We start from the raw sequence: 23,968 nt of genomic DNA, 5'->3' as shown, positions 1-23,968 counted from the left end.
CTGCTCTCTTCTCTTACTATTCAATCGGCAACATAGATAGTGCAACGCGTCCTTTTTTTGTATCAATATCATCTACCCATACTTTTACAATTTGCCCTACTGATACAACATCTAACGGATGCTTTACAAACTGTTTGCTAAGTTTAGAAATATGTACTAAACCATCTTGCTTTACACCAACATCAACAAAAGCACCAAAATCAACAACGTTACGAACTGTTCCTTCTAGTTCCATACCACGTTTTAAATCTTCTAATTTCAAAATCCCTTTTTTCAAAAGTGGTTTAGGCAACTCATCCCTCATATCTCGTTCAGGACTAATAAGCGCATCTATAATATCAACTAACGTCGGCTCCCCAACTCCTGTTTCTTGAGATAACTTAGAAATCTCTACTTCTTCCAATCTCTTTTGTAATTGCGGTTGTCCTACGTCATCTATCGATAACCCTAGACTCTTCAATAACAATTCAACATTTTTATATTGCTCTGGATGAATACCTGTTCGATCTAATGGATTCGCTCCTTCTAGTATACGTAAGAAACCTATACATTGTTCATAAGTCTTTGCACCTAAACGTGGGATTTTCTTTAATTCCGTGCGCTTCGTGAATTTCCCATCTTCTTCTCTCTTTGCTACAATATTTTTCGCAACAGTTTTCGATAAACCTGAAACATATTGTAACAATGCAACCGAAGCCGTATTTACATTAACCCCAACTTGGTTAACAGCTGTTTCTACTACAAATGTTAATGACTCATTCAGTCTCTTTTGAGATACATCATGTTGGTATTGTCCAACCCCAACTGATTTAGGGTCAATTTTCACAAGTTCAGCAAGTGGATCTTGCAGACGTCTCCCAATAGAAACGGCACTTCTCTCTTCAACTTGTAAATTTGGGAATTCCTCACGGGCTAAATCAGAAGCTGAATATACACTAGCACCCGCTTCATTTACAATAATATAAAAGACATCTCGGTTCACACTTTGTAATACATCTACTATAAACTCTTCTGTTTCTCTAGATGCTGTCCCATTACCAATTGCAATCATTTCAACTTGATATTTATCTATAATAGAAAGAACTTTCGTTTTTGCATCATCATATTTACGAACAGGTGGATGCGGATAAATAACATCGATATGTAGTACTTTCCCCGTATCATCTACTACAGACAATTTACAACCAGTTCTATATGCCGGATCTACCGCTAGCACGACTTTCCCTTTCATCGGAGGTTGTAATAATAAGTTACGTAAGTTCTCAGAGAAAATATGTATTGCTTGTTCTTCAGCTGTTTCTGTTAATTCTTTACGAATCTCTCTTTCGATTGAAGATTGAATTAATCGTTTATAACCATCTTCAATCGCTAATTGTACATAATGTGCACTTTTCGAATCGTTATCACGAATTACTTTCTTATTTAAGAAGGTTACTATCTCATCTACTGGCGGAACAACAGCAACTCTCAATATATCTTCTTTCTCGCCACGATTCATTGCTAATACACGATGTGGTACTACTTTTTGCAATGGTTCTTCATAACTGTAATACATTTCATATATATTCTTTTCATCTTTTTCTTCATCTTTCACGGAAGAAGACATAACACCTTTTCTAAAAGTAACATTTCGAATCCAACTACGATACGCAGCTTCATCTGAAACCATTTCTGCAATAATGTCTTGTGCACCTTGTAAAGCTTCTTCTGCAGATTGCACTTCTTTCTCTACATTAATAAATTCCACTGCCTTTTTAGCCGGATCTTCTTTCTTATATAACAATAACCATTCAGCTAATGGTTCTAATCCTTTTTCTTTAGCAACTGTCGCTTTCGTTCTTCTTTTCTCTTTATATGGACGATATAGATCTTCTACTTCTTGCAACTTTGTAGCTTTAACAATTTGCTGTCGTAGCTCTTCTGTCAGTTTCCCCTTCTCATCAATAAGACGAAGAACTTCTTCCTTCCTATCTTCAAGTTGCATCATATATTGCCATCTCTCTAAAATCGTACGAATTTGCACCTCATCTAAAGAGCCTGTCCATTCTTTTCGGTAACGAGCAATAAATGGAACTGTGTTACCTTCTTCTGTTAATTGAATAACATGACGAACTTGCTTTTCGGTAAAGCCTAATTCTTTCACTAACATTTTCATTAACGCTTGTCGATTATCTACCATTTCCATATACAACCGTAACCTCCTCTATAATAAAAAAAGTTGCCCTTCAAAGAGAGCAACTTAAACTGCCGATTTAAAAATCTATTAGTCCTAAACTAATTTGTAGCGCTTCATCTACACGAATCATCATCACTTCATCTAAGTGAGTGATTTTGTCCGTTAAGCGCTGCTTATCGATTGTTCGAATCTGCTCAAGTAAAATAACAGAATCTCTCTCAAAACCGTACTTTTTCGCATCAATTTCCACATGAGTGGGTAATTTCGCTTTTTGAATCTGTGCAGTAATAGCCGCTACAATCACCGTTGGACTAAAACGATTTCCGATGTCATTTTGAATGACAAGAACCGGACGAACGCCTCCTTGCTCAGAACCAACAACTGGGGAAAGGTCTGCAAAATACACGTCGCCGCGTTTTACAATCAAAATATTACCCCCCGCTAACTAAGCGTTCTACTGTATGAGCTGCTTCATACTCTGCTAAGAAAGCTTCAGATGCAATACCAAGATTAATTTTTCCCATTTCAATGTACCCACGTCGCATTGATTCATGTTGGTAGCGTTTCTTCGTCTTATGTTGACGCAATAACAATTGTGTTGCCTGGCAAATTAGTTCATGGCGATTCTTATTCTCTTGTTTTCCAATTCCGTCCAATTCCGTTACCATTTGCTTTGGCAACCGAACCACGATTTCAGTAGTTACACTTGATTCGGACACAAAAATACACCTCCACCGTCAACTACACACCCAAATATATATATGACACCTATTGTAATAATACCATTGTATGGAGCCTGTTGCAAAGACTTCCTTATTCCTTGCTTATGTTTTCCAATTCACAAACAAAACATTCATCTTCTTAAATTTTTTATCTCATAACTAACTAAAAACAATAGAACTCCTCTTCAAAACTTACGTGCAACTTATATAAAAAATGATTATAAGTAAAAAGCTTCTCATCAAAAAGAGCTTATTATCCAGCAATGAACAGTCACTCCAATGACAAGAAGCAATCATACTACCTTCTATATATTGTTCAAGTAATTAATTATCTCTACAACCTTACCATTCCGTATAAATATTCTCGGCACACGGAAACTGATCGTTGCAATAATTTCATAATTAATAGTCCCTGAGTATTCCGCAACCTCTGTAGCGCTAATATACTCATCTCCTTGCCTTCCAATAAGCGTAACTTTCGTACCAAGTGGCACTTCACAAGGAAGATGAATCATGAACTGATCCATTGTTACTCGCCCTACAATCGGTACCCTTTTACCATTTATAAGCACTTCAAATCCTTGTAACCTCCTAAGCCACCCATCTGCATAGCCAATCGCTACAGTCGCAATCCATTCTTCAGTTTTCGTTCGGTAGGTGACGTTATAACTAATTCCATCACCTTTAATTACCTGTTTAATATGAGCGACTTTCGTATGAAGTGATAGCGCCGGTTCTAATTCAAATGGTAAAAAAGGACGTATTTCTACAGAAGGAGATAATCCATACATTGCAATCCCAATTCGCACTGCATTAAATGTAATCCCTTGAAAACGTAACGTCGCAGCACTATTAGCTGTATGAACAAACTTAGGATCCACTCCGAATTCTTTCAACCAACTTAACTGCTCTAAGAACGTGTTATATTGCTTATCAAAATACGAAGTCTCAACTTCATCTGCCGTTGCAAAATGCGTGTATACTCCTTCTAACTCTAAAAACGGTGCACCCTCTAAACTCTTTAAAAATTCTTTTAGCTCTTTTCTTTCACGTATTCCAATTCTCCCCATACCACTATCAAAGTTAATATGGAATTTCATTACAGATGAACCATCCCAAAGTTTAATTGCTTCGTCCACCCATTCTTTTTGAAAAACCGTTAGCGCTACATCATTTTCAGCAGCTACATTTACATCACGCGGCGGCGAGGGACCTAACACTAAAATCGGCTCAGTAATACCAGCCCTCCGAAGCACTAAAGCTTCATCTAAAAAAGCAACAGCTAACCTTGTTGCACCTGCTTCTAATGCCGTTTTAGCCACCGGTACATAATCGTGCCCATATGCGTTTGCTTTAACTACAGCAAAAATCTCTACATTACTTGGGATGAACTCTTTAATATGTGTAACGTTGTTATAAATGGCATCTAAATCCACTTCCACCCAAGTGTCACGGTAAAATGGTGCTTCTTCCATAAATACACTTCCTTATACACGATATGCGAAGCTTATTCTTTTATATGCTTCTTTTATGAAATCCACCTTCAAACTAAGAAAAGACGTGGTGCACATATATCACCACGTCTAAGAAGTTTACTTCACCTGCTTCGCTGTAACTGAACGAGCAACCATTAACAGCTCCTTCGGCTCTAAACCTTTAGACACGAGCATATATTCTACTCCGTTATGCGACCACGTTACAGAGTCTTTCGTTAATGCACCAATCGTAAACCCAAGATCAACTGGTTCTCCACTTACACTTACCGCTGATGATGCCTCTGCAACTTTTGCCTTTTCTTGTATTAAAGTAAAGGATTTCTTATTTCCAGTGTATGTGAGTATCGCACGCTTGCCACTGTCTGTCTTCAACTCTTTTTCATCTTGCAGAGTCATACCTTGTGGTGTATCAAGTGGATACAAAATAGCAAACGGTTTGTCTTCTTTCGCTGTTGTTTGAACATCTACCTGCGCTCTAGACATATTTTGTTTCGTATCAAATGCACCTTTATCAAATTTCGCATCGAATTTCACTTTAGAGAAATCTACTTTCACAAGAACATTTTGATCATTATCCATTAACTTCACTGAAACTGGAGTCAAGTCGCTCTTATTCAATGTAATCTCTTGTCTCGGCAACATATTTTGATGTTGATAGTTTGTTTTTGTTTTAAAAATATAATACTTATCTGTTTTCTCAAAAGTAAGGTTTTTCTTGTCCTGCAAAATATCTCTTACAAGTGATTCATATAAATAAGCCTGGCTACTATTTTGCGGCCAATCACTTTGAAAACGGAAGCTCTTATTAAGTGCTGGCGTTAATACAAATACACCTTCTTCATTTCTCAAAATAATTTGGCTCTGATCTTTTTTTGCATTTTTTAAATTCACACGATAAAAAGACGGTTCCTTGTGCCAAATCTCTACGTTATACTCTTGAGGCTCATTGCCTGTTTTAATAGATAATTTTGCCTCAGCTTGATAACTTTTCATCCCTTTTACTTTTGATTCTAAATCTCTCACGACATCATCTTGCTTCTTTTCCATACAACCCGCCAACACAAAAACGGTCAACAAACCGACAAGAACTAAAAACAGACGCCTTTTCATCAATTCAGCCCCTTTGCCCCTATAAATGAATGGAAGATGTACCTTCCTTATCGCTACCTCAAATATATGAGACAAAGATATAAAATATGCAGACTAGCGTGACAAGCTTTCTAAAACAACTTGAGCAACAGCAAATTCCTTACTATGACTAATTGATAAATGAACAATATACTCTGTACTTGTAATCAGAATTGGCTTACCTCTTTCATCATTTTTCACTTCAATATCTAAAAAACTCACTTCTTTTCCGATACCAGTACCTACAGCTTTTGAATACGCCTCTTTCGCTGCAAACCTTCCAGCTACAAACTCTGTAAGGCGACTTCCTTTCAGCTCCATAGCAACATTACGTTCATTTTCCGTTAAAATACGTTCCATAAATTTAAGCTTTCCATCTAGCATTTTTTCAATACGATTTAATTCAATAATGTCGATACCAATCCCTATAATCATTTCAAAATCCCCTTCTTCTATTTAACTTTCTTCTTTCATATTGATAAGAATAACAGAGAATCTTTCTGATGCAAAAGGGGTGATAGTAACCGTATGCTAATAAGATCCACTCATATTTCTTTACAACCGACTATTCTTACCTTACTGCTTATTCATTTAGTCATGATGATATTAGGCGACTTTTTTCTCTTACCACTGGCAGCCTCTAATGAATATATCGCGAAAGGAGAATGGTGGCGTGTCATAACTTCTCTTCTCGTACACGTAGACTTACAACATTTTCTTTCTAATAGTATTTTTTTGTTTGCTCTTGGTTCTTCTATCGAAAAGCAACTCGGACACTTTTCTTTTTTTATTCTATTTTTTCTCTCTGGAATTTCTGGAAATATTTCTTCTTATATTATTATGCCGCTTGAATATATTCACGCAGGTGCATCAGGTGGTATTTTCGGACTATTAGGTGCACAGTTATTTTTATTGTACAATCGATACCGCTCTTCAAAACCAAAAGAAATTGCCATTTTCTCAATTATGATACTTCTATTACTGCTATTTACTTTCTTTAACCCTTCTGCCAATCCGATCAGTCATTTAACAGGTTTAATAACCGGTGGCATTTTAACCCCTTTTTTAACAAAAAAAAACGATGGTGCAAAGCTTATTTAATATAAAAGCTTGCACCATCGATAATTTCTACATCTACTTGTTCACTTAAATCTCTCATTAATTGAAATAAAGACTCATCCTTCATCTTCGCCTCAATCATACAATCAATTTGCGGAACACTTCCCTTTATCCTTCTTAAAAAAGATAAAAATGCGTCTACATTAATATAATCTGCATGAGCTCTTGGATCTTTTCCCTCTCTAGGGCTAGAGATATGCATTTTAATCGGCAACAAAGACGTTTCCCACGTATGAACAACACGTGCCCAATCTTCATACCAATCTTCTTGCTCATTATTCATCATATGGTGATGCAAGTCAAATACGACGGGAATATCTAATTTTTCTCCTAAATATAATGTTTCCTCTAACGTAAAGGTTGTATCATCATTTTCTAATATAATCATTTCTTGAATACCCCTTGGGACATTCGACCAATTCTCTATAAAGCGCTCTAATGCAAGTTCTTTATCTTTATATCCTCCTCCAACATGCAGTACACATCGTTGCTTATGTTCAATCCCCATGCCTTTTAATAATTTTTTGTGCATCTGCAATGTTTTTACAGATTGTTTAAAAACACTCTCTTCAGGTGAATTTAGTACAACAAAATGATCTGGATGGAAATCAATTCTCATATTCATATGAACTGCATATTCACCTAGTTTTTTTAAATTTTCTTTTAACGGACGAATATAGTTCCACTCTAGCAATTCCTCATGATTCGCTAAAGGAATGAGCTTTGAACTGAGCCGAAAGAAAGATATGTCATGCCCTTTATTATGCTTTAATAAACGTAAACAATTTTCTAAATTGGAATTAGCAATTCTTTCAAGCTTACGAATTGCAGCATCACGATCATCTAATTTCTGAAACTGTGCATACGTCATCGTTTGAGATGGAGATGCATTCTTCAAATGCACACTCATCGCAACGTAACCAAGCCTTACAAGCATATAACAGCCCCTTTTCTATCATAACTATTATGTAGTATGCACAATTATAGAAATAAAAAAAGAGAATGCCCGCAAAGGGCATTCTCTTTTTTTATTAAGCTTGTGGACGGCTATGATGTTTTCTTTCGCCGCGTCCATTTGAAGAACCAGGGCGACCTTGACCTTCACCTCTACGACCACGACTACCACCATCACGATTACGATCGCGGTTACCATCACGATTGCGATCACGGTTTCCGTCACGATTACGTCCATCACGGTTACGGTCACGATTACGTCCATCGCCACCGCCGCGTCCATCACGACTACGATTACGGTTACCATCACGGTATCCGCCTCCGTTACCGCCGCGTTTTTTAGAACCGCCGCCTCTTGAAACAACAGGTGGTTCTGATGTTAAAGCGATCGGAGTTGTATCCGGCTCTTTAGTCATCATTTTTAAAGCAGCAGCTACTACTGTTACAGAGTCATTTTCTTCTAACATTTCTTCTGCAATACGCTTGTAGTATGCTAAGTTTTCATTTTCAATTGTGCTTTGAAGCTTTTCAGCGATTAAACGTTGTTGACCTTCTAATGCCTCGTCAAGTGTCGGTGCATCCATACGGTCCATTTTACGTTTTGTTGTACGCTCGATATTTTTTAATTGTCCTGATTCACGTGGTGTTACAAATAGCATTGCAATACCTTTTTTACCTGCACGACCAGTACGACCGATACGGTGAACGTATGATTCTGGATCTTGTGGAATATCGAAGTTATATACGTGCGTTACGCCTGAAATATCAAGACCACGCGCAGCAACGTCTGTTGCAACAAGAACTTCAATAGAACCTTCTTTAAATTTACGTAATACAGACATACGTTTCGCCTGAGTTAAATCACCGTGAATACCTTCTGCAGCATAACCACGTAAGTTTAATGCTTCTGATAATTCATCAACACGACGCTTTGTACGACCAAATACGATTGCAAGCTCTGGAGATTGAATATCTAATAAGCGTGTTAACACGTCAAACTTTTTCTTTTCTTGCACTTCTAAATAGAACTGCTGAATGTTTGGCATTGTTACTTCTTTTGCTTTTACTTTAATGTGTTGAGGCTCAGTCATGAAACGCTCAGCAATACGGCGGATTGGATCCGGCATTGTCGCTGAGAATAGTAATGTTTGATGTGTTTCTGGCACATCTGTTAAAATTGCTTCAATGTCTTCAATGAAGCCCATGTTTAACATTTCATCCGCTTCGTCAAGAACAACTGTCTCTACGTTTTGCAGACGAAGTGTTTTACGGTTAATATGATCTAAAATACGACCCGGCGTACCAACAATAATGTGTGGGTGTTTTTTTAGAGCACGAATTTGGCGGTTAATATCTTGACCACCATAAATCGGTAAAATACGAACGCGTTTATGCTTACCAATTTTGTATAATTCTTCTCCAACTTGAATTGCTAATTCACGCGTTGGCGCGATAACAATACCTTGAACCGATTCTTTATGTGTATCCACTTTATCTAATAGTGGTAATCCGAATGCTGCTGTTTTCCCTGTACCTGTTTGCGCTTGCCCAATAATATCTTTACCTTGCAATGCATGTGGAATTGTTTCAGCTTGAATTGGTGTAGCCTCTTCAAAGCCCATACTTTCAACAGATTGCAGTAAAGAATCACTTAATCCTAATTCTCGAAATGTTGTCAATGTTACTTCTCCTTTTCTATCCTATACTTATCATTTAAAAAAAGGCGTTTTCCGAATTTGCGGAAAAGCCCTTTTCCTGAATGCTCACGTATATAAACGGGCGTATATTCTTCACGAAAATACTTCTAAACGTTATTACACTTTATCAATTATAAGTTTTGTATGTGTAAAAAGCAAACCCAACTGTTACCTTATTTTCATATTCAGAGTTTTTTTCTTCACTTTTATTTTTTTATATTTACTGTAAGCGCTTATTATAAGTTTCTTCTATTTTCGTAACTATCATCCCTATTTATATACACCAATTATTTCAACATCGTAATTACTTCTTCTAATTTCATACCGCGAGATGCTTTTATTAATACAACATCTTTCACATCGACTACTGCTTGTAAATCTTTTACTAACTCTTCTTTATTATCATACGCCTTTACACGTTCATTAGGGAAATTAATTTTTGCTCCTTCAGCAATTTGAGCCCCTAATCTACCGTATGTGAATACATGTGAGATTTTTGCTGGATCGATTAATTTTCCTACCTCATAATGGAACTGTACTTCTTGATCTCCAAGTTCTAACATATCACCGAGCACAACGATTTTTTTAGCAAAACCATCTAAACCATTCATTAAATGGAATGCTGCTTCCATAGCCGTCGGGCTTGCATTATAAGCATCGTTGATAATTGTTAAACCACTATTTGTTTTCACAATTTCCATACGCATGCCCGTCATTTGAAGTGTTACTAAACCTTCTTTCATCTCTTCCCACGTTACACCAAAATGTTTCGCAATTGCCATTGAAGCAAGTGTATTATACACATTATGTTTTCCTAACACCGGTAAGTAGAATGAAATATTTTCATCTCTATTCATTTTGAAATGTGTCCCAGTTGCTTGTAATGTTACAGTCGTTGGATAATAATCGTTTGCTCTTGCATCACCAAACGTAACCGTTTCTGCTGCTAAATTCATTCCAGGAACACGATTCGTTAATAAAGGCTCATCTCCGTTATATACGAACACGCCACCTTCTTGTAATCCTGTAACAATTTCTAATTTCGCTTCAGCAATTGCCTCACGAGATCCTAAATCCATTAAATGTGCCTCACCAATATTTGTAATGATAGCTGCATTAGGACGAGCTAACTTAGATAAGAATTCAATTTCGCCTCGGCTTGACATACCCATCTCTAATACTGCTACTTCTGTATTTTCTTCTAAGTTTAAAATGGTAAGAGGTAATCCGATATGGTTATTGAAGTTCCCTTCTGTTTTTTGCACTTTGAATTTAGTCGCAAGAAGACTTGTTACAATATCTTTCGTAGATGTTTTACCGTTACTACCCGTTACACCTACAACTTTAACATCCAATTGATCGCGATAGTTTTTCGCTAACATTTGCAATGCCGATAGCGTGTCTTCTACAAAAATAACCGGGAGATTCTCAGGTGGATTCGCTACATCTTTCATCCATAATGTAGCCACAGCTCCATTTTCAACAGCTTTATCTACAAAAGCATGTCCATCGAAGCGCTCCCCTTGAATCGGAACATACAAGTTTCCTTTTTCAATTTTTCTCGTATCAATAGACACGCCTTGAATAGTAATTCCCTCATATTGCTCTGCTAATTCAGTACCATTTACCATCTGTTCCACTTGCTTTAACATTCGCTTTATCATATATAAACGCTCCTTACATAGAGGAAGCACTATTCCTATGAATAGTGCTTCCTCCTTTTTTGTTAGATTGTATATTTAATTTTTTGTTTTTCTTCGTGACGTTCAATCGCTAAACGAATTAGCTCTTCGATTAATTCTGGATATGATAACCCAGTATGTTGCCATAATAGAGGGAACATACTGAACGGTGTAAATCCTGGCATTGTGTTTACTTCGTTAATATACACTTCTCCATCTTTCGTTAAGAAGAAATCAGCTCGCGTTAAACCTGCACCGTCTAATGATTGGAATGCAATAATCGCATCACGCTTAATTACATTAGATTCTTCTTCTGTCATTTCAGCTGGAATAATTAGCGCCGTATCACCATCGATATATTTCGACTTATAATCATAGAAGTCCTTTTTCGGAACGATTTCACCTACAACTGAACATTTCGGCTCATCATTACCTAGTACCCCAACTTCTACTTCACGACCTACAATATTTTCTTCTACAATAATTTTGCGATCAAATTGGAATGCCTCTACAAATGCATCCTCAAGTTCTTCACGATTTTTACACTTATTAATACCAACACTTGAACCAAGGTTCGCTGGTTTTACGAAGCAAGGATATCCTAACTTATCTTCTACTTTAGAATAAGCTTCCTCACGATTTTTTTCCCATGCACTACGAATGAAGGATGCATATTTTGCTTGTTTTAAACCAGCCTCTGCAAAGATGTTTTTCATAACAACTTTATCCATACCAGCAGATGATGCTAGAACACCATTTCCTACATAAGGGATATTCATTAATTCTAATAGTCCTTGAACCGTTCCATCTTCACCGTTTGGTCCATGTAGTAATGGGAAAATAACGTCAATAGCGTTCTCCTCAGAAGCTGCAGATGGGATAATTTCTGTACTTAATGATAACGGAGAAATCGCATTTTCTGCACCGCTCATTTTTAAAGCTTCAACATCTGTTACTTCGCCTTCAATACGCTCACCGCGTACCCATTGACCTTGTTCAGTAATATAAATTGGATGAATCTCGAATTTATCTTGATTTAACGCTTTAATAGCAGCAAGAGCCGTCTGTAGCGAAACTTGATGCTCAGCTGATTTTCCACCATATAATAAACCTAATTTAATTTTCGTCAATGAAATCACCCTAACCAATTGTTTTCATTTTTCTATTTTAGCACTTTTTATAAAAATAGGTAGTTCCTATTTGAAATAAAATGTAACTTCCATAAATAATTAAATAACATCACTTATTGGTTTTTCATTTCATTTTCTATATAACTACACAAAATAAAATGGCAATCTAATCTAGTTATGTACCTAAAATATGTAGAAATCCCCTTTTTTCTGTATGTCACCTATTCACTAAGAAGATTGTTTGGTTAGTGTGTCTTTTTGCCTTTGCTCCACAAGGCGATCTAAAGAAACATATACAATACCTGCAACTACACATCCTACAGCTAAAATTGTAAATAGAAAGTGACCAAGTAATCGATCTAATAAAAAACCGCCCAAAAGTGGACCAAATGCGCTTCCTGTAATCCACTGCAAACTTGCAGCTCCCATATAAGTCCCCCTCAAATGCTCAGGGGCCAAATTTGCTACAAATGTCATCTGTACAGGCGACATAATCATCTCACCTAACGTATATATAGCATAAACGAACAGTAGTATTATTAAAATAATTGTAGCATTTGTATTAAATTCTCCAAACCACTTCGGTAACCACCCTATAAAAAATAATCCAATCCCGAATAAACATGCACCATATAACATCGTCTTCCCGACCGGTTTATCCGTAGCCCATTTTGAAATTTGAAACTGGAATAAAACAACTAATAGTCCGTTTAACGCCATTAAATATGGATATGGATTATTCGTTCCAAAAATATGCTTCATTTCATTATCAAAATGTAGTGGCAACATGCCTTCGGTTTGAGAAAACCCCATCGAAATGATAATGCCTGCTAATAAGTAAATCATTAGTACCTTATCTCGCATTACAATTTTCCAAACTGCCCCAGTTTCCTTTTCTTTATGTTCTTCCTTATCTGTCCTTTTTGGCATCGTCTCTTGAATAAGAAGTAATACAAGTAACGCATAAAATAGCATTGTAGAAGAGGCAATAATAAACACAAGGTTCTTTGACAACACAACTACTGATGCTCCCATTATCGGACCAATCGCAGCACCTATATTGTGTCCCATTCGTAATAAACCATATGCCTCTGTTCTTTTTTCTGGTGCCGTTACATCCGCGACCATAGCTGATGCAGCTGGATGAAATAAAGAATTACTCAACCCTAAAAAAATAGATAAAATTGCATATGGAATAAATCCTTCTATAAATAGAAAACCGAGCATTAATAATGCATTACTTGCCATAGAAAATATCATAATAGGCTTTCTTCCATATATGTCAGCAATTCTCCCTCCTATAAGTGATCCAAAACTTGCAGCAATTGGAGAAAGCGCCATAATAACCCCAACTTCCAACAACGAATCTACCTTATCTTTTAAATATAATGCAAAAAAAGGCATTAACATCATCATTGCAATTCCATTTAACGTCTCTCCAATAAATCGAATCCATACGTTACGGTCCATCTCCCTTAACTCACGCCACGTATTTTTCATCATTTCACCCCTTTAGTTAGCCAACAATTATCTTATAATAAGTTCAGAAAAATGTAAATTTTCAAATAAAAAATCCATTCTAACAGAATTAGAATGGATTTTTTCACTTATAAATTTGCAACATCTTCTTCTTTTTTACTATTATTTAAAGCACTATGTTTTCGGCTATATAAGAAGTAAACCGCTATACCAATAACCATCCATATCCCAAAACTAATCCATGCTGTCCCCGATAATTGAAGCATTAAGTATAAACAGAAGATCACTGTTAATGCTGGTAAAAATGGTACAAGCGGAGCCTTAAATGCCCTTGGTAAGTCTGGATGTGTTCTTCTCATTACGATTACCGCAACAGCTACGAGTGCAAATGCTGACAATGTCCCCATATTTACAAGATGTGCTAAAACATTTAAATCTATTAATCCTGAAATCAGTGCCGCAATAATTCCCGTTGTCCATGTATTTAAAAATGGCGTTTTAAATTTCGGATGAACTTTAGCAAGACGTTTCGGCAGTAAACCATCTCGGCTCATCGCATAAGAAACACGAACTTGCCCATACATCATAACTAGCATTACTGTTGTAATCCCTGTAATTGCTCCTACTGAAATTACCCCCGCTAAACCATCTTGTCCAATAAATTGAAGTGCAAAAGCAACTGGATCTGATATATTTAGCTGTCCGTATGGAACAATTCCTGTCAAAATAAGCGAAACAACGATATAAAGAACTGTACAAATTAATAACGATGCAATAATACCAATTGGTAAATCACGTTGCGGACGTTTCACTTCTTCTGCCGCTGTTGAAACTGCATCAAATCCTATAAATGCGAAGAATACTGTAGCCGCTCCAGCCATTACACCATCTAAACCAAATGGCATAAAAGGCGTCCAGTTTTCAGGTTTCACATAATTAAAACCAGCAAAGATAAAAATAAGAACAACTGCTATTTTAATAAATACCATAATGTTATTTACTCGTGCACTTTCACGAACACCCCTAGATAAAAGAACTGTCATCACTAAAATAATTAGAACTGCAGGTAGATCAATTATTCCACCCTTACCTGTACCAGGAGCCGAGGAGAGAATAGTCGGAATATGAATTCCAAACCCCTTTAATAAAGATTGAAAATATGCAGACCAACCGTTCGCTACAGCAGATGTAGCAAGTAAATATTCCAGCATTAAGTCCCAGCCAATTAAAAATGCGAATACTTCCCCCATCGTCGCGTATGTATACGTATACACACTGCCCGAGACAGGAACTGAAGAAGCAAATTCAGCATAACAAAATGCAGCAAAGGCACAAGCTAGAGCGGCAATCGCAAATGATAATATAATAGCTGGCCCAGAATGTTTCGCTGCCACAACACCCGTTAGAACAAAAATACCAGTTCCAACAATTGCTCCGATTCCAAGCATAGTTAAATCTAGCGCGCCCAATGTTCTTGCTAACGTTTTTTGCTTACTTTCTTGCATTAACTTTGCAATTGGCTTCTTTTGAAAAATTTGCTTCATCTTTCACTCCTCCAAGTTTTAAATTTTCTGAAAATTTTTAATTCGCTTTTTTATTTTACTCATTACGCTTTTCCTAGTCAATACTTTTGTCGAAACAAGTAGAAATTCTTCTGAATATGCACAATCCTTATTATTCTTTCTATATATCTTTCCATTATTTTTTTGGTATTATTATACATGTCGATTCCGTGAAAAAGGCATGCCCCCTTATTGAGAGCATGCCTTTTTACTTATTTCACAGTATATGAACCTTGTTCAATCCAGCTATACATATACTTTTCATCTTCTGTTTCATGTGCTTGTTTTACAATACGAAGCGGACGGAATGTGTCTATCATAACAGCTAATTCAAGCGTCTCTTTCTTCCCTATACTTGCCTCTGTTTTCCCCGGATGCGGTCCATGGGGAATCCCGCTCGGATGAAGTGTAATAGAACCTTCTTCCACACCTTTGCGACTCATAAAGTTTCCTTCTACATAGTAAAGAACTTCATCACTATTAACATTACTATGATAATATGGTGCCGGAATTGACTCTGGATGATAATCGTATAAACGTGGTACGAAAGAGCAAATAACAAAATTATGTCCTTCAAATGTTTGATGTACTGGCGGTGGCTGATGAATGCGCCCTGTAATTGGTTCAAAATCCTCTACATTAAATACCCACGGATATAAATAGCCATCCCATCCCACAACATCTAACGGGTGGTGTCCTAAAACATGTTTATGCATATAGCCTCTTGATTTTGTCATTACGACAAACTCGCCTTTTTCATCATATGTCTCTAATTTTTCTGGACCACGAAGATCTCTTTCACAAAACGGACTATGTTCTAACAATTGTCCGTATTCATTTCGATAACGACGCGGCGTTGTAATTTGGCTATTCGCCTCTACAACAAGAAACTTAGTCTCTCCTTCATCTGGAATAACACGATAAATCGTTCCAATTGGGATCGTTACATAGTCGCCTTTTCTATAGTGAATCGTTCCAAACATCGTTTCAATTTTCCCTGTTCCATAATGAACAAATAACATTTCGTCGCCATCACCATTACGATAGAAATAATCCATTTTTTCTGTTGGACTCACTACTCCAATTAATAAATCTTCATTTCCAAGTATGAAATTCCGTCCACTTATTGCATCACCACTTTTTTTACTTTCTTTCGTTCGAAAGTGGCGATGAGAAAGAGCAACATCCTCTTCATACTGCAACTGACAAGAATGCGATAATGCAGAATGACCTACTTCTGTTGGCATATAATGATGATACAAAATAGACTGCGTACCAGAAAAACCTTTTGTTCCCATTACCTGTTCACGATAAAGCGATCCATCTTTTTTACGAAATTGTACATGTCGTTTATGAGGTAGTTCTCCCATGTGACGATAAAACATGCCCATCACCCGCTTCCTTTTCTTTTTTGATCGTATTACGTAGTGTACCTAAACCAGTAATCGACAGTTCTACAACATCTCCATCTTGTAGCCACTCTTCTGTACCCAGTTCTAAAATACATCCTGTTCCTACTGTCCCAGAACCAATCACATCTCCTGGATATAACGTAACGTCCTCTGAAGCACGTTCAATCATTTCAGCAAATGTATAATAAATATCTTGGAAGTTTCCTTTTGATAATAGTTTTCCATTTACATGAGCAGTCATTTCTAAATTATATCGATCACCATTACGATAAACGTCTAATTCCTCTTTCGTAACAAGATGTGCTCCTAAAGAAGTTGCAAAGTCTTTTCCTTTCGCTGGACCGAGACCTACTTTCATTTCTGTTGCTTGTAAGTCTCTCGCACTCCAGTCGTTCATAATACAATAACCAAAAATATATTCCTCTGCTTGCTCACGAGAAATATTTCGCCCTTCTTTTCCCATTACGCAAGCAATCTCCAACTCATAATCAAGCTTTTTAGACTTTTTCGGACCAATTACAAAATCACCGGAACCAATTACAGCACGATGATTAGTAAAATAAAAAACCGGAATATCATACCATTCGGGCACAACATCTAATCCTCTTCGTCCGCGAGCTGTTTTTACATGTTGTTCAAATGCGTAAAAATCTCGAATACTACTCGGATTAGGAAGAGCAGCTGTCAATTGTACTTCTTCTAAAGCATATATACCCTTATTTGGATTCTTAATATTCCGCACTACTTCTACATACTCATCCGCTTTCTCTAAAAAAGCCATCATAGAAGAAGGGATTTTCCCTTCACTAGCAAGATTCATATCTATTACTTTGTCACCTTCAAGCCATCCAGCCCGTAGTTCTTTTGAAGGAAGACAAAATGTAACAAATTTCATCCTGATTCCTCCTTATAAAAATGAAATTTCCACCAGCAAAGGGACTTTTGCTGGTGGATATAAATCTTATAAGTTTCCGCGACGCTCTTGTTCTCTTTCAATTGATTCGAATAACGCTTTAAAGTTTCCTTCACCAAATCCACGAGAACCTTTACGTTGAATGATTTCAATAAATAAAGTCGGGCGATCTACAATTGGTTTCGTAAAGATTTGTAGTAAGTAACCTTCATCATCACGATCTACTAAAATCTTTAATTCTTTTAACTTATCAATTTCTTCATCGATTTTTCCAACTCGTGCAGTTAACTCATCATAATAAGTATCAGGTGTATCTAAAAACTCCACCCCATTTGCACGAAGCGCTTCAACTGTTTTAACAATATCACTTGTTAATAAAGCAAGATGTTGTACACCAGCTCCATTATAGAATTCTAGATACTCTTGAATTTGTGACTTTCTCTTTCCGTCTGCTGGTTCGTTAATAGGAAACTTAATACGACTTCCATTCGTCATAACTTTCGACATTAACGCCGAATACTCTGTACTAATATCGTCATCATCAAAATGAATCATTTGTTTAAAGCCCATAACATTCTCGTAATAACTAACCCACTCTTCCATTTTTTCAACATTACCAACTACATGATCAACAGCAATTAAACCAGACTCTTCAAATGGAATATTAAATTCTACCTTTTGGAATCCTGGCATAAATGCCCCTTTATAATTTTTACGCTCTACAAGCGTATGAATTGTATCACCATACGTACCAATAACTGCTTTTTTCAATGTACCGTCCTCATCTGTTAATTCCTGCGGTGGAGCAATTGCGACGGCACCACGTTTCACTGCTTCTGAGTATGCTTTATCAACATCATCAACAAGTAGTGCCACATCCTTCACGCCATCACCATGAGTCTTTACAAACTCTGCAATACGATTTTCACTACTTAAAGCTCCAGACACAACGAAACGCATATTTTTTTGCACAAGAACATAAGATACCTTTTCACGGTTTCCAGTTTCTAATCCAGAGTAAGCCACAATTTTGAATCCGAACGCTCTCGCAAGATAATAACTCGATTGCTTTGCATTCCCTACGTAAAATTCCAAATGATCTACATCACGTACTGGAAAAAAGTCCTCCATTTGTGCAGCTAGCGTATCCATAGATTTTTGTTTCATAATATCTTCATCCCCCTGTAAATAGATTAAATGGTCCATACTTAAAACCAACCGAAAACGCTTCCAACGTTAATTAATAGAAATTAGTTAGCAAGCTAACAAATTCTGACCTTTAAAATTTTCTATCTTTTCTGTCAAATTCCTCTTTTTTTCTTACATATAAAATTCGACTTTTTTCTCTTTGAAATAAAGCGGGATTTTATTCAGTGGATTTTTGATTATTCGTTGAATCAAGTTTCAACCGCAACGTTTAATTAGCCATGCATGCTGGATAATGAGGTAACTTTAATACTTGAGGGGATATAAGAAGAATATAAAAAAGACTCCAACATATTAACTACTTACTAATACGTTAGAGTCTTTATTTTTTTTGAATGATTGTATTTATATATCTCATACTAATACATTTGCAAGGAATAGAATAAATGATGTTAATATTACCGCTCCACCTAAGGATCCTAATAAATCTATTTTTGTTACTTGAAACACTTGTTCACTGTTCATATCCCTCATTCTCCTTCCTTTTTTGTTTGATTTAAAACTTCTATTATACTAATACACTTGATAAAAATACGATTAATGCTGTTAATACTACCGCTCCACTTGCTGATCCTACGAAGTCACCTTTTGTTACTTGTAATACTTGCTCTTTCATATCTTTCATTCTCCCTTCCTTTTCTTTTGTTACAAAGCTTCTATTATACTAATACGCTTGATAGAAATACGATTAACGCTGTTAATACTACTGCTCCACTTGCTGATCCTACGAAGTCACCTTTTGTTACTTGTAATACTTGCTCTTTCATATCTTTCATTCTCCCTTCCTTTTCTTTTGTTACAAAGCTTCTATTATACTAATACGCTTGATAGAAATACGATTAACGCTGTTAATACTACCGCTCCACTTGCTGATCCTACGAAATCACCTTTTGTTACTTGTAATACTTGCTCTTTCATACCTTTCATTCTCCCTTCCTTTTCTTTTGTTACAAAGCTTCTATTATACTAATACGCTTGATAGAAATACGATTAACGCTGTTAATACTACCGCTCCACTTGCTGATCCTACGAAATCACCTTTTGTTACTTGTAATACTTGCTCTTTCATATCATTTATCCTCCCTTTTTATAAGTTATCTATATGTAATTTCTAAGAAATGTTTATTTCATAGTTTTTATGTTAACGTTACATTAAATTTGATAACGTAACGTTTGTAACATTAATGTAACATAACTATTATTACGTTGCAATATAATTACGTAAAATTTATTACACTTTTTTTACGTTTTTTTATAATAACCCTCAAAAACCTTTATTTAATGCGTTTTTCACTTAGTTCACGTTTGTAACATTCGTGTAACATTACAGTCATAAAGTGAAATGTCGTCATATCCCTCTCTATTTTTGTTACAAATCGTTTATTTAGTGACACTAAACCTATCTAATCTTTACTTACTTTTAATATGAGATAAAATACCGTCTTTCCAAGATAAGTTTATATGTTTCCTCTATATAACTATGTATAATAAAAACAAAGAGGTGGTCATTTTGAAATTAATCGCATTAGATATGGATGGTACACTACTATCATCTAATCTTGAAATCTCCAAAGAAAACCTACAAGCAATCCAAACTGCACAAGAAGCTGGTCATATTGTAATGATCTGTTCTGGTCGTGCGAAAGAGGATGCTTTAAAGCTATTGGAAGAATATAAATTATCTCTTCCAGTCGGAGCAAGCAATGGGGCTATTGTTTATGTGGATGGAAAAGTAATTAACTCGCGTTGTATACAAAACGACAAAGTGTACAAACTTGCAAAATTACTAGAATCTGAAGGTTTCCCATATAAGCTATATACGAATAAAGGAGTTTATTCTCCATATACATGGCAAGATCAAGTGATGCAAGCATTCGAAGAAAATAAGCATGCGCTTGATGTTACATTAGAGGAACTTGAACGAATTACAGAAAAGCAAAAGAAATCGAACCTAATTACTGATTTCAAAAAAATAGAAGATGTTGTAAATAACCAAGAACTAGAAATATCTAAATTCTTCATTTTAACGTTTAATGCAGCGCATCGTGCACAACTATTAAGTATATTACAAGAAGATGCTGATATTATGGTTACAGCATCGGCTCCTACTAACTTAGAAATTATGGATAAGAATGGACATAAAGGAAACGGGATACAGCAGATGGCAGCTCATTTTAATATCCCTATTGAAGATACAGTTGCTATTGGTGATAATTTTAATGATGTACCGATGTTAGAAGTAGCAGGCTTATCTGTTGCAATGGGCAACGCTGAAGAAGATGTAAAAAAGCTATGTGATGTTGTAACACTAACAAACAATGAACATGGTGTTGCTCACGCAATCGAGCAATTTGTATTGAAACAAACTTCATCTATTAAATAAAAAAAGGACTCTTTCAATTTGAAAGAGTCCTTTTTTATACGTGATGACAAGCAACAAAATGCTCTGCACCAACATTATGGAATTCTGGTACTATTTTTTTACAAACATCCGTCGCAAATGGGCAACGTGTATGAAAACGACAGCCCGAAGGTGGATTTGCTGGACTTGGAATATCCCCTTCTAGTATAATTCGCTCTCGCTTCACTGTTGGATCTGGTATTGGAACAGCTGATAACAATGCTTTCGTATAAGGATGTAGCGGATTGGTAAATAACTCATCACGCGGTGCTGTCTCCACAATCGTACCTAAATACATAATTCCGATTTTCGTACATAAATGTTCTACTACACTTAAATCATGCGAAATGAATAAATAAGATAATCCCTTTTTCTCTTGTAACTCACTAAATAAATTAATAATTTGTGCTTGGATAGATACATCTAGTGCCGCCACAGGTTCATCAGCTACAATAAATTCCGGATTTAATACCATAGCTCTTGCGATTACGATACGCTGACGTTGTCCACCAGAAAACTCATGGGGATACCGGTCAATATGATAAGGAGCTAACCCACATAACTCCAATACTTCAATTACCTTTTCACGAACATTTTCTTTCGTCGCTAATCCGTGGGCCAACATTGGCTCTCCAAGCGCTTCTCCAATTCTCATTCTCGGATTTAATGAGCTAAATGGATCTTGGAAAACGAGCTGCATATTAGGGCGATGTTTTCTTAATTCATCCTTGGATAAAGAATGAACATCTTTCCCTTTAAACTTCACTTCTCCCTCCGTTTTTTGAACGAGGCGTAAAATTGTTTTTCCTATTGTTGTTTTTCCGCTCCCTGATTCGCCAACGAGACCAAACACTTCACCTTTATTAATAGTAAAACTTACTCCATCAACCGCTTTTACATGCCCAATTGTTCTACTAAATACGCCACCCTTAATTGGAAAATATGTCTTTAGATTTTTCACCTCTAATAATGGTTCACTCATTGTTCCGCACGCTCCTCATATAGCCAGCAAGCTACTTTATGATTTTCATCATTTACATTTAGATTTGGGGCTTCTTTTCCACATATTTCCATACAATACTCACAACGCCCACTAAAGTAGCAAAACTCACCTAAACCAACTAAATTCGGAACTTGCCCTGGAATAGAATATAGTTTATCTATTCGTTTTCCCATTACTGGTTTTGATTTCAATAATCCTTTCGTATAAGGATGTTTTGGATTTTGGAATATCTCTAGTACTGGGGCTTCTTCAATAACTTTCCCGCCATACATAACGACAACATAATCAGCCATTTCCGCTACGACACCTAAGTCATGTGTAATTAATAAAATCGACGTTTTAAATTCTTCTTTCACTTGTCTTAGTAGATCCAATATTTGAGCCTGAATAGTAACATCAAGAGCTGTTGTTGGTTCATCCGCAATTAATAACTTAGGATTACAACTAAGTGCAACAGCAATCATAATACGTTGTAACATCCCGCCACTCAGTTCATGCGGATAAGAATGGACGATTTCATCAGCGCGGGCTATGCCGACTTTACGAATTAACTCAATTGCCTTCTTATATGCTTCATTTTTACTAAGTAATTCATGCTCCCTTAACGTTTCTACAATTTGCTCTCCTACAGTGAAGACGGGGTTTAGCGATGTCATCGGTTCTTGGAAAATCATCGCAATATCATTCCCTCGTAAACTACGAAGCTCTTTCTCTTTCATTCCTAAAAGACTTTTTCCTTCATATAAAATATCTCCACCTACTACACTGCCTGATTCAGCAATAAGTCCCATAACAGATAACGCCGTTACACTTTTTCCGCAACCAGATTCACCTACAACACAAACAGTTTCACCTTCTCGAACAGAAAAACTAACATGATTCACAGCTTTTACTGTCCCTTCTTCTGTCTGAAAGTGTGTTTGTAAATCTTTCAGCTCTATTACCGCTTTACTCATATCTCCTCACCTACCGTCTCATCTTTGGATCTAATGCATCACGAAGTGCATCACCAAGTAAATTAATTGATACAACTGTTATAAAGATTGCAAAACCAGGCGGAATCCATAACCATGGACGCTTTTGGAAATCGATTAATGAGTTAGCTGCGCTAATCATGTTCCCCCATGATGGTGTAGGTGGAACGACTCCGAGACCTAAGTAACTTAGTGCGGATTCTCCCAAAATAGAACCTGCAACACCTAATGTAGATACGACAATTAAAATGGGTAAAACATTAGGTATTAAGTGATATATAATTTTCCGGTAATCTTTTATTCCTAACACATCCGCAGCTTGCATAAATGCTTGCTCCCTAAGTGATAAAATTTGCCCTCTTACAAGGCGTGCAAGCCCTGGCCAACCTACTAAACTTAAAATAATCATAATGACATACAAACGATAATCAGACGGTACTTTCCACTCTGATAAAATCGCACCCATTATAATAAGTAACGGTAATCCTGGCATCGACATTAAAATATCTGCAAGTCGCATAATAATATTGTCCACAATACCACGATAAAAACCTGCAATCGCTCCTAATAAAGCTCCAAGTATAACCGATAAAACCATTGAAGCTAAACCAATGGTTAATGAAATACGTCCCGCTTGCATAAGCCTTGTTAAAATATCTCTTCCTAATTGATCTGTACCAAGCCAATGAGAAAAACTAGGTGGTTTGTTAATGAGCGCAACTTGTATTTTTCCTGATGCATATGGAGAAAAGAACGGACCGATAAAACAAAATAAAAACATAAAAATTAATGCATAAAACCCTACAAGTGCCATCTTATTTTTCTTTATCTTTTTAAAAGCTTGTCGCCATGGTGATGATTCATTTCTTCTCTTTTTTTCTTTTTTTTCTGTAATTACTGTAACAGTCTCCATT

General features: G+C 36.3%; 25 protein-coding genes. 2 read left to right on the top strand and 23 right to left on the bottom strand.

Features of this window, described 5'->3' with window-relative positions; translation table 11 throughout:
* Positions 1-16: 16 nt before the first annotated feature.
* The 6 genes from V7S45_RS01385 to acpS form a co-directional block, all read right to left on the bottom strand.
* Complete coding sequence (locus V7S45_RS01385; protein WP_000426242.1) at positions 17-2,185, bottom strand: Tex family protein; 2,169 nt, start codon at positions 2,183-2,185, stop codon at positions 17-19.
* 67 nt (positions 2,186-2,252) lie between these two features.
* Positions 2,253-2,603, bottom strand: a complete 351-nt coding sequence (gene ndoA / locus V7S45_RS01380; protein WP_000635963.1) for a type II toxin-antitoxin system endoribonuclease NdoA — start codon at positions 2,601-2,603, stop codon at positions 2,253-2,255.
* A gap of 4 nt (positions 2,604-2,607) precedes the next feature.
* The gene (locus V7S45_RS01375; RefSeq protein ID WP_000004570.1) at positions 2,608-2,895 is read right to left on the bottom strand and encodes an antitoxin EndoAI; all 288 of its coding nucleotides are present in this window, start codon (positions 2,893-2,895) and stop codon (positions 2,608-2,610) included.
* A gap of 308 nt (positions 2,896-3,203) precedes the next feature.
* Positions 3,204-4,373, bottom strand: a complete 1,170-nt coding sequence (gene alr, locus V7S45_RS01370; protein ID WP_000390615.1) for an alanine racemase — start codon at positions 4,371-4,373, stop codon at positions 3,204-3,206.
* A 117-nt stretch (positions 4,374-4,490) separates the two neighbouring features.
* On the bottom strand, positions 4,491-5,441 hold the full coding sequence (locus V7S45_RS01365) for an outer membrane lipoprotein carrier protein LolA (protein ID WP_002004297.1): 951 nt from the start codon (positions 5,439-5,441) through the stop codon (positions 4,491-4,493).
* A gap of 156 nt (positions 5,442-5,597) precedes the next feature.
* Entirely contained in the window at positions 5,598-5,957 is a 360-nt protein-coding gene (acpS, locus tag V7S45_RS01360; protein ID WP_000583416.1) for a holo-ACP synthase, read from the bottom strand.
* 93 nt (positions 5,958-6,050) lie between these two features.
* On the opposite strand from acpS, the gene V7S45_RS01355 reads away from it, so the two are divergent.
* Positions 6,051-6,623 (top strand): rhomboid family intramembrane serine protease, encoded by a 573-nt coding sequence (locus V7S45_RS01355; protein WP_000908523.1) that lies wholly within the window; start codon positions 6,051-6,053, stop codon positions 6,621-6,623.
* On the opposite strand, the gene uvsE is transcribed toward V7S45_RS01355, so the two are convergent.
* From uvsE to V7S45_RS01285, 14 genes are all read right to left on the bottom strand, one after another.
* Positions 6,616-7,578 carry a UV DNA damage repair endonuclease UvsE gene (gene uvsE / locus V7S45_RS01350; protein WP_000961166.1) on the bottom strand — a complete coding sequence of 321 codons (963 nt, stop codon included), beginning with the start codon at positions 7,576-7,578 and terminating at the stop codon, positions 6,616-6,618. The genes V7S45_RS01355 and uvsE overlap by 8 nt on opposite strands.
* A 94-nt stretch (positions 7,579-7,672) precedes the next feature.
* The gene (locus V7S45_RS01345) at positions 7,673-9,274 is read right to left on the bottom strand and encodes a DEAD/DEAH box helicase (RefSeq protein WP_000206592.1); all 1,602 of its coding nucleotides are present in this window, start codon (positions 9,272-9,274) and stop codon (positions 7,673-7,675) included.
* A 305-nt stretch (positions 9,275-9,579) separates the two neighbouring features.
* Positions 9,580-10,956, bottom strand: a complete 1,377-nt coding sequence (murF, locus tag V7S45_RS01340) for a UDP-N-acetylmuramoyl-tripeptide--D-alanyl-D-alanine ligase (protein ID WP_000595957.1) — start codon at positions 10,954-10,956, stop codon at positions 9,580-9,582.
* A gap of 62 nt (positions 10,957-11,018) precedes the next feature.
* The gene (locus V7S45_RS01335; RefSeq protein WP_342761627.1) at positions 11,019-12,104 is read right to left on the bottom strand and encodes a D-alanine--D-alanine ligase; all 1,086 of its coding nucleotides are present in this window, start codon (positions 12,102-12,104) and stop codon (positions 11,019-11,021) included.
* A gap of 228 nt (positions 12,105-12,332) precedes the next feature.
* Entirely contained in the window at positions 12,333-13,604 is a 1,272-nt protein-coding gene (locus V7S45_RS01330) for an MFS transporter (protein ID WP_000799723.1), read from the bottom strand.
* Positions 13,605-13,711: 107 nt separating this feature from the next.
* On the bottom strand, positions 13,712-15,127 hold the full coding sequence (locus V7S45_RS01325) for an amino acid permease (protein WP_000809361.1): 1,416 nt from the start codon (positions 15,125-15,127) through the stop codon (positions 13,712-13,714).
* 230 nt (positions 15,128-15,357) lie between these two features.
* Positions 15,358-16,530, bottom strand: coding sequence for a homogentisate 1,2-dioxygenase (locus V7S45_RS01320; protein ID WP_013141710.1), 1,173 nt, complete (start codon positions 16,528-16,530; stop codon positions 15,358-15,360).
* Positions 16,496-17,452 (bottom strand): fumarylacetoacetate hydrolase family protein, encoded by a 957-nt coding sequence (locus V7S45_RS01315; protein ID WP_000673988.1) that lies wholly within the window; start codon positions 17,450-17,452, stop codon positions 16,496-16,498. Before V7S45_RS01315 ends, V7S45_RS01320 begins: the two co-directional genes overlap by 35 nt.
* A gap of 66 nt (positions 17,453-17,518) precedes the next feature.
* Entirely contained in the window at positions 17,519-18,637 is a 1,119-nt protein-coding gene (hppD, locus tag V7S45_RS01310; protein WP_000810922.1) for a 4-hydroxyphenylpyruvate dioxygenase, read from the bottom strand.
* 393 nt (positions 18,638-19,030) lie between these two features.
* Positions 19,031-19,141 carry a DUF3948 family protein gene (locus V7S45_RS01305; RefSeq protein WP_001083689.1) on the bottom strand — a complete coding sequence of 37 codons (111 nt, stop codon included), beginning with the start codon at positions 19,139-19,141 and terminating at the stop codon, positions 19,031-19,033.
* A gap of 43 nt (positions 19,142-19,184) precedes the next feature.
* A complete protein-coding gene (locus tag V7S45_RS01300; protein ID WP_000654250.1) occupies positions 19,185-19,301 on the bottom strand; it encodes a DUF3948 family protein in 117 nt (38 codons plus the stop codon).
* 34 nt (positions 19,302-19,335) lie between these two features.
* Positions 19,336-19,452, bottom strand: coding sequence for a DUF3948 family protein (locus tag V7S45_RS01295; protein WP_000654250.1), 117 nt, complete (start codon positions 19,450-19,452; stop codon positions 19,336-19,338).
* Positions 19,453-19,486: 34 nt separating this feature from the next.
* On the bottom strand, positions 19,487-19,603 hold the full coding sequence (locus V7S45_RS01290) for a DUF3948 family protein (RefSeq protein WP_000677736.1): 117 nt from the start codon (positions 19,601-19,603) through the stop codon (positions 19,487-19,489).
* Positions 19,604-19,637: 34 nt separating this feature from the next.
* Positions 19,638-19,754, bottom strand: a complete 117-nt coding sequence (locus V7S45_RS01285; protein ID WP_025988984.1) for a DUF3948 family protein — start codon at positions 19,752-19,754, stop codon at positions 19,638-19,640.
* Between the two features lie 432 nt (positions 19,755-20,186).
* Here V7S45_RS01285 and V7S45_RS01280 point away from each other — a divergent pair, with 432 nt between their 5' ends.
* Positions 20,187-21,059 (top strand): Cof-type HAD-IIB family hydrolase, encoded by an 873-nt coding sequence (locus V7S45_RS01280; protein ID WP_000766420.1) that lies wholly within the window; start codon positions 20,187-20,189, stop codon positions 21,057-21,059.
* Positions 21,060-21,093: 34 nt separating this feature from the next.
* On the opposite strand, the gene V7S45_RS01275 is transcribed toward V7S45_RS01280, so the two are convergent.
* From V7S45_RS01275 to opp4C, 3 genes are read right to left on the bottom strand one after another with little or no spacing between them, the layout of a single operon-like run.
* Positions 21,094-22,059 carry an ABC transporter ATP-binding protein gene (locus tag V7S45_RS01275; protein WP_088344232.1) on the bottom strand — a complete coding sequence of 322 codons (966 nt, stop codon included), beginning with the start codon at positions 22,057-22,059 and terminating at the stop codon, positions 21,094-21,096.
* Positions 22,056-23,036: an ABC transporter ATP-binding protein gene (locus tag V7S45_RS01270; protein WP_025687136.1), complete on the bottom strand. Its 981-nt coding sequence runs from the start codon at positions 23,034-23,036 to the stop codon at positions 22,056-22,058. The genes V7S45_RS01275 and V7S45_RS01270 overlap by 4 nt, the downstream gene beginning before the upstream one ends.
* A 10-nt stretch (positions 23,037-23,046) precedes the next feature.
* Positions 23,047-23,967: an oligopeptide ABC transporter permease gene (gene opp4C / locus V7S45_RS01265; protein ID WP_000451077.1), complete on the bottom strand. Its 921-nt coding sequence runs from the start codon at positions 23,965-23,967 to the stop codon at positions 23,047-23,049.
* Position 23,968 lies beyond the last annotated feature (1 nt).

This window comes from Bacillus sp. BR3(2024) (assembly GCF_039134555.1).
In the GTDB taxonomy this organism is placed as follows: domain Bacteria; phylum Bacillota; class Bacilli; order Bacillales; family Bacillaceae_G; genus Bacillus_A; species Bacillus_A cereus.
This window is presented reverse-complemented; position numbering and strand designations above follow the sequence as displayed.

Coding starts and splice junctions, on each gene's coding strand:
- V7S45_RS01385 (WP_000426242.1), bottom strand. CDS start 2,185: ATGGAAATGGTAGATAATCGACAAGCGTTAATGAAAATGTTAGTGAAA.
- alr (WP_000390615.1), bottom strand. CDS start 4,373: ATGGAAGAAGCACCATTTTACCGTGACACTTGGGTGGAAGTGGATTTA.
- V7S45_RS01365 (WP_002004297.1), bottom strand. CDS start 5,441: ATGGAAAAGAAGCAAGATGATGTCGTGAGAGATTTAGAATCAAAAGTA.
- acpS (WP_000583416.1), bottom strand. CDS start 5,957: ATGATTATAGGGATTGGTATCGACATTATTGAATTAAATCGTATTGAA.
- V7S45_RS01355 (WP_000908523.1), top strand. CDS start 6,051: ATGCTAATAAGATCCACTCATATTTCTTTACAACCGACTATTCTTACC.
- uvsE (WP_000961166.1), bottom strand. CDS start 7,578: ATGCTTGTAAGGCTTGGTTACGTTGCGATGAGTGTGCATTTGAAGAAT.
- murF (WP_000595957.1), bottom strand. CDS start 10,956: ATGATAAAGCGAATGTTAAAGCAAGTGGAACAGATGGTAAATGGTACT.
- V7S45_RS01330 (WP_000799723.1), bottom strand. CDS start 13,604: ATGAAAAATACGTGGCGTGAGTTAAGGGAGATGGACCGTAACGTATGG.
- V7S45_RS01325 (WP_000809361.1), bottom strand. CDS start 15,127: ATGAAGCAAATTTTTCAAAAGAAGCCAATTGCAAAGTTAATGCAAGAA.
- V7S45_RS01320 (WP_013141710.1), bottom strand. CDS start 16,530: ATGTTTTATCGTCACATGGGAGAACTACCTCATAAACGACATGTACAA.
- V7S45_RS01315 (WP_000673988.1), bottom strand. CDS start 17,452: ATGAAATTTGTTACATTTTGTCTTCCTTCAAAAGAACTACGGGCTGGA.
- hppD (WP_000810922.1), bottom strand. CDS start 18,637: ATGAAACAAAAATCTATGGATACGCTAGCTGCACAAATGGAGGACTTT.
- V7S45_RS01305 (WP_001083689.1), bottom strand. CDS start 19,141: ATGAACAGTGAACAAGTGTTTCAAGTAACAAAAATAGATTTATTAGGA.
- V7S45_RS01300 (WP_000654250.1), bottom strand. CDS start 19,301: ATGAAAGATATGAAAGAGCAAGTATTACAAGTAACAAAAGGTGACTTC.
- V7S45_RS01295 (WP_000654250.1), bottom strand. CDS start 19,452: ATGAAAGATATGAAAGAGCAAGTATTACAAGTAACAAAAGGTGACTTC.
- V7S45_RS01290 (WP_000677736.1), bottom strand. CDS start 19,603: ATGAAAGGTATGAAAGAGCAAGTATTACAAGTAACAAAAGGTGATTTC.
- V7S45_RS01275 (WP_088344232.1), bottom strand. CDS start 22,059: ATGAGTGAACCATTATTAGAGGTGAAAAATCTAAAGACATATTTTCCA.
- V7S45_RS01270 (WP_025687136.1), bottom strand. CDS start 23,036: ATGAGTAAAGCGGTAATAGAGCTGAAAGATTTACAAACACACTTTCAG.
- opp4C (WP_000451077.1), bottom strand. CDS start 23,967: ATGGAGACTGTTACAGTAATTACAGAAAAAAAAGAAAAAAAGAGAAGA.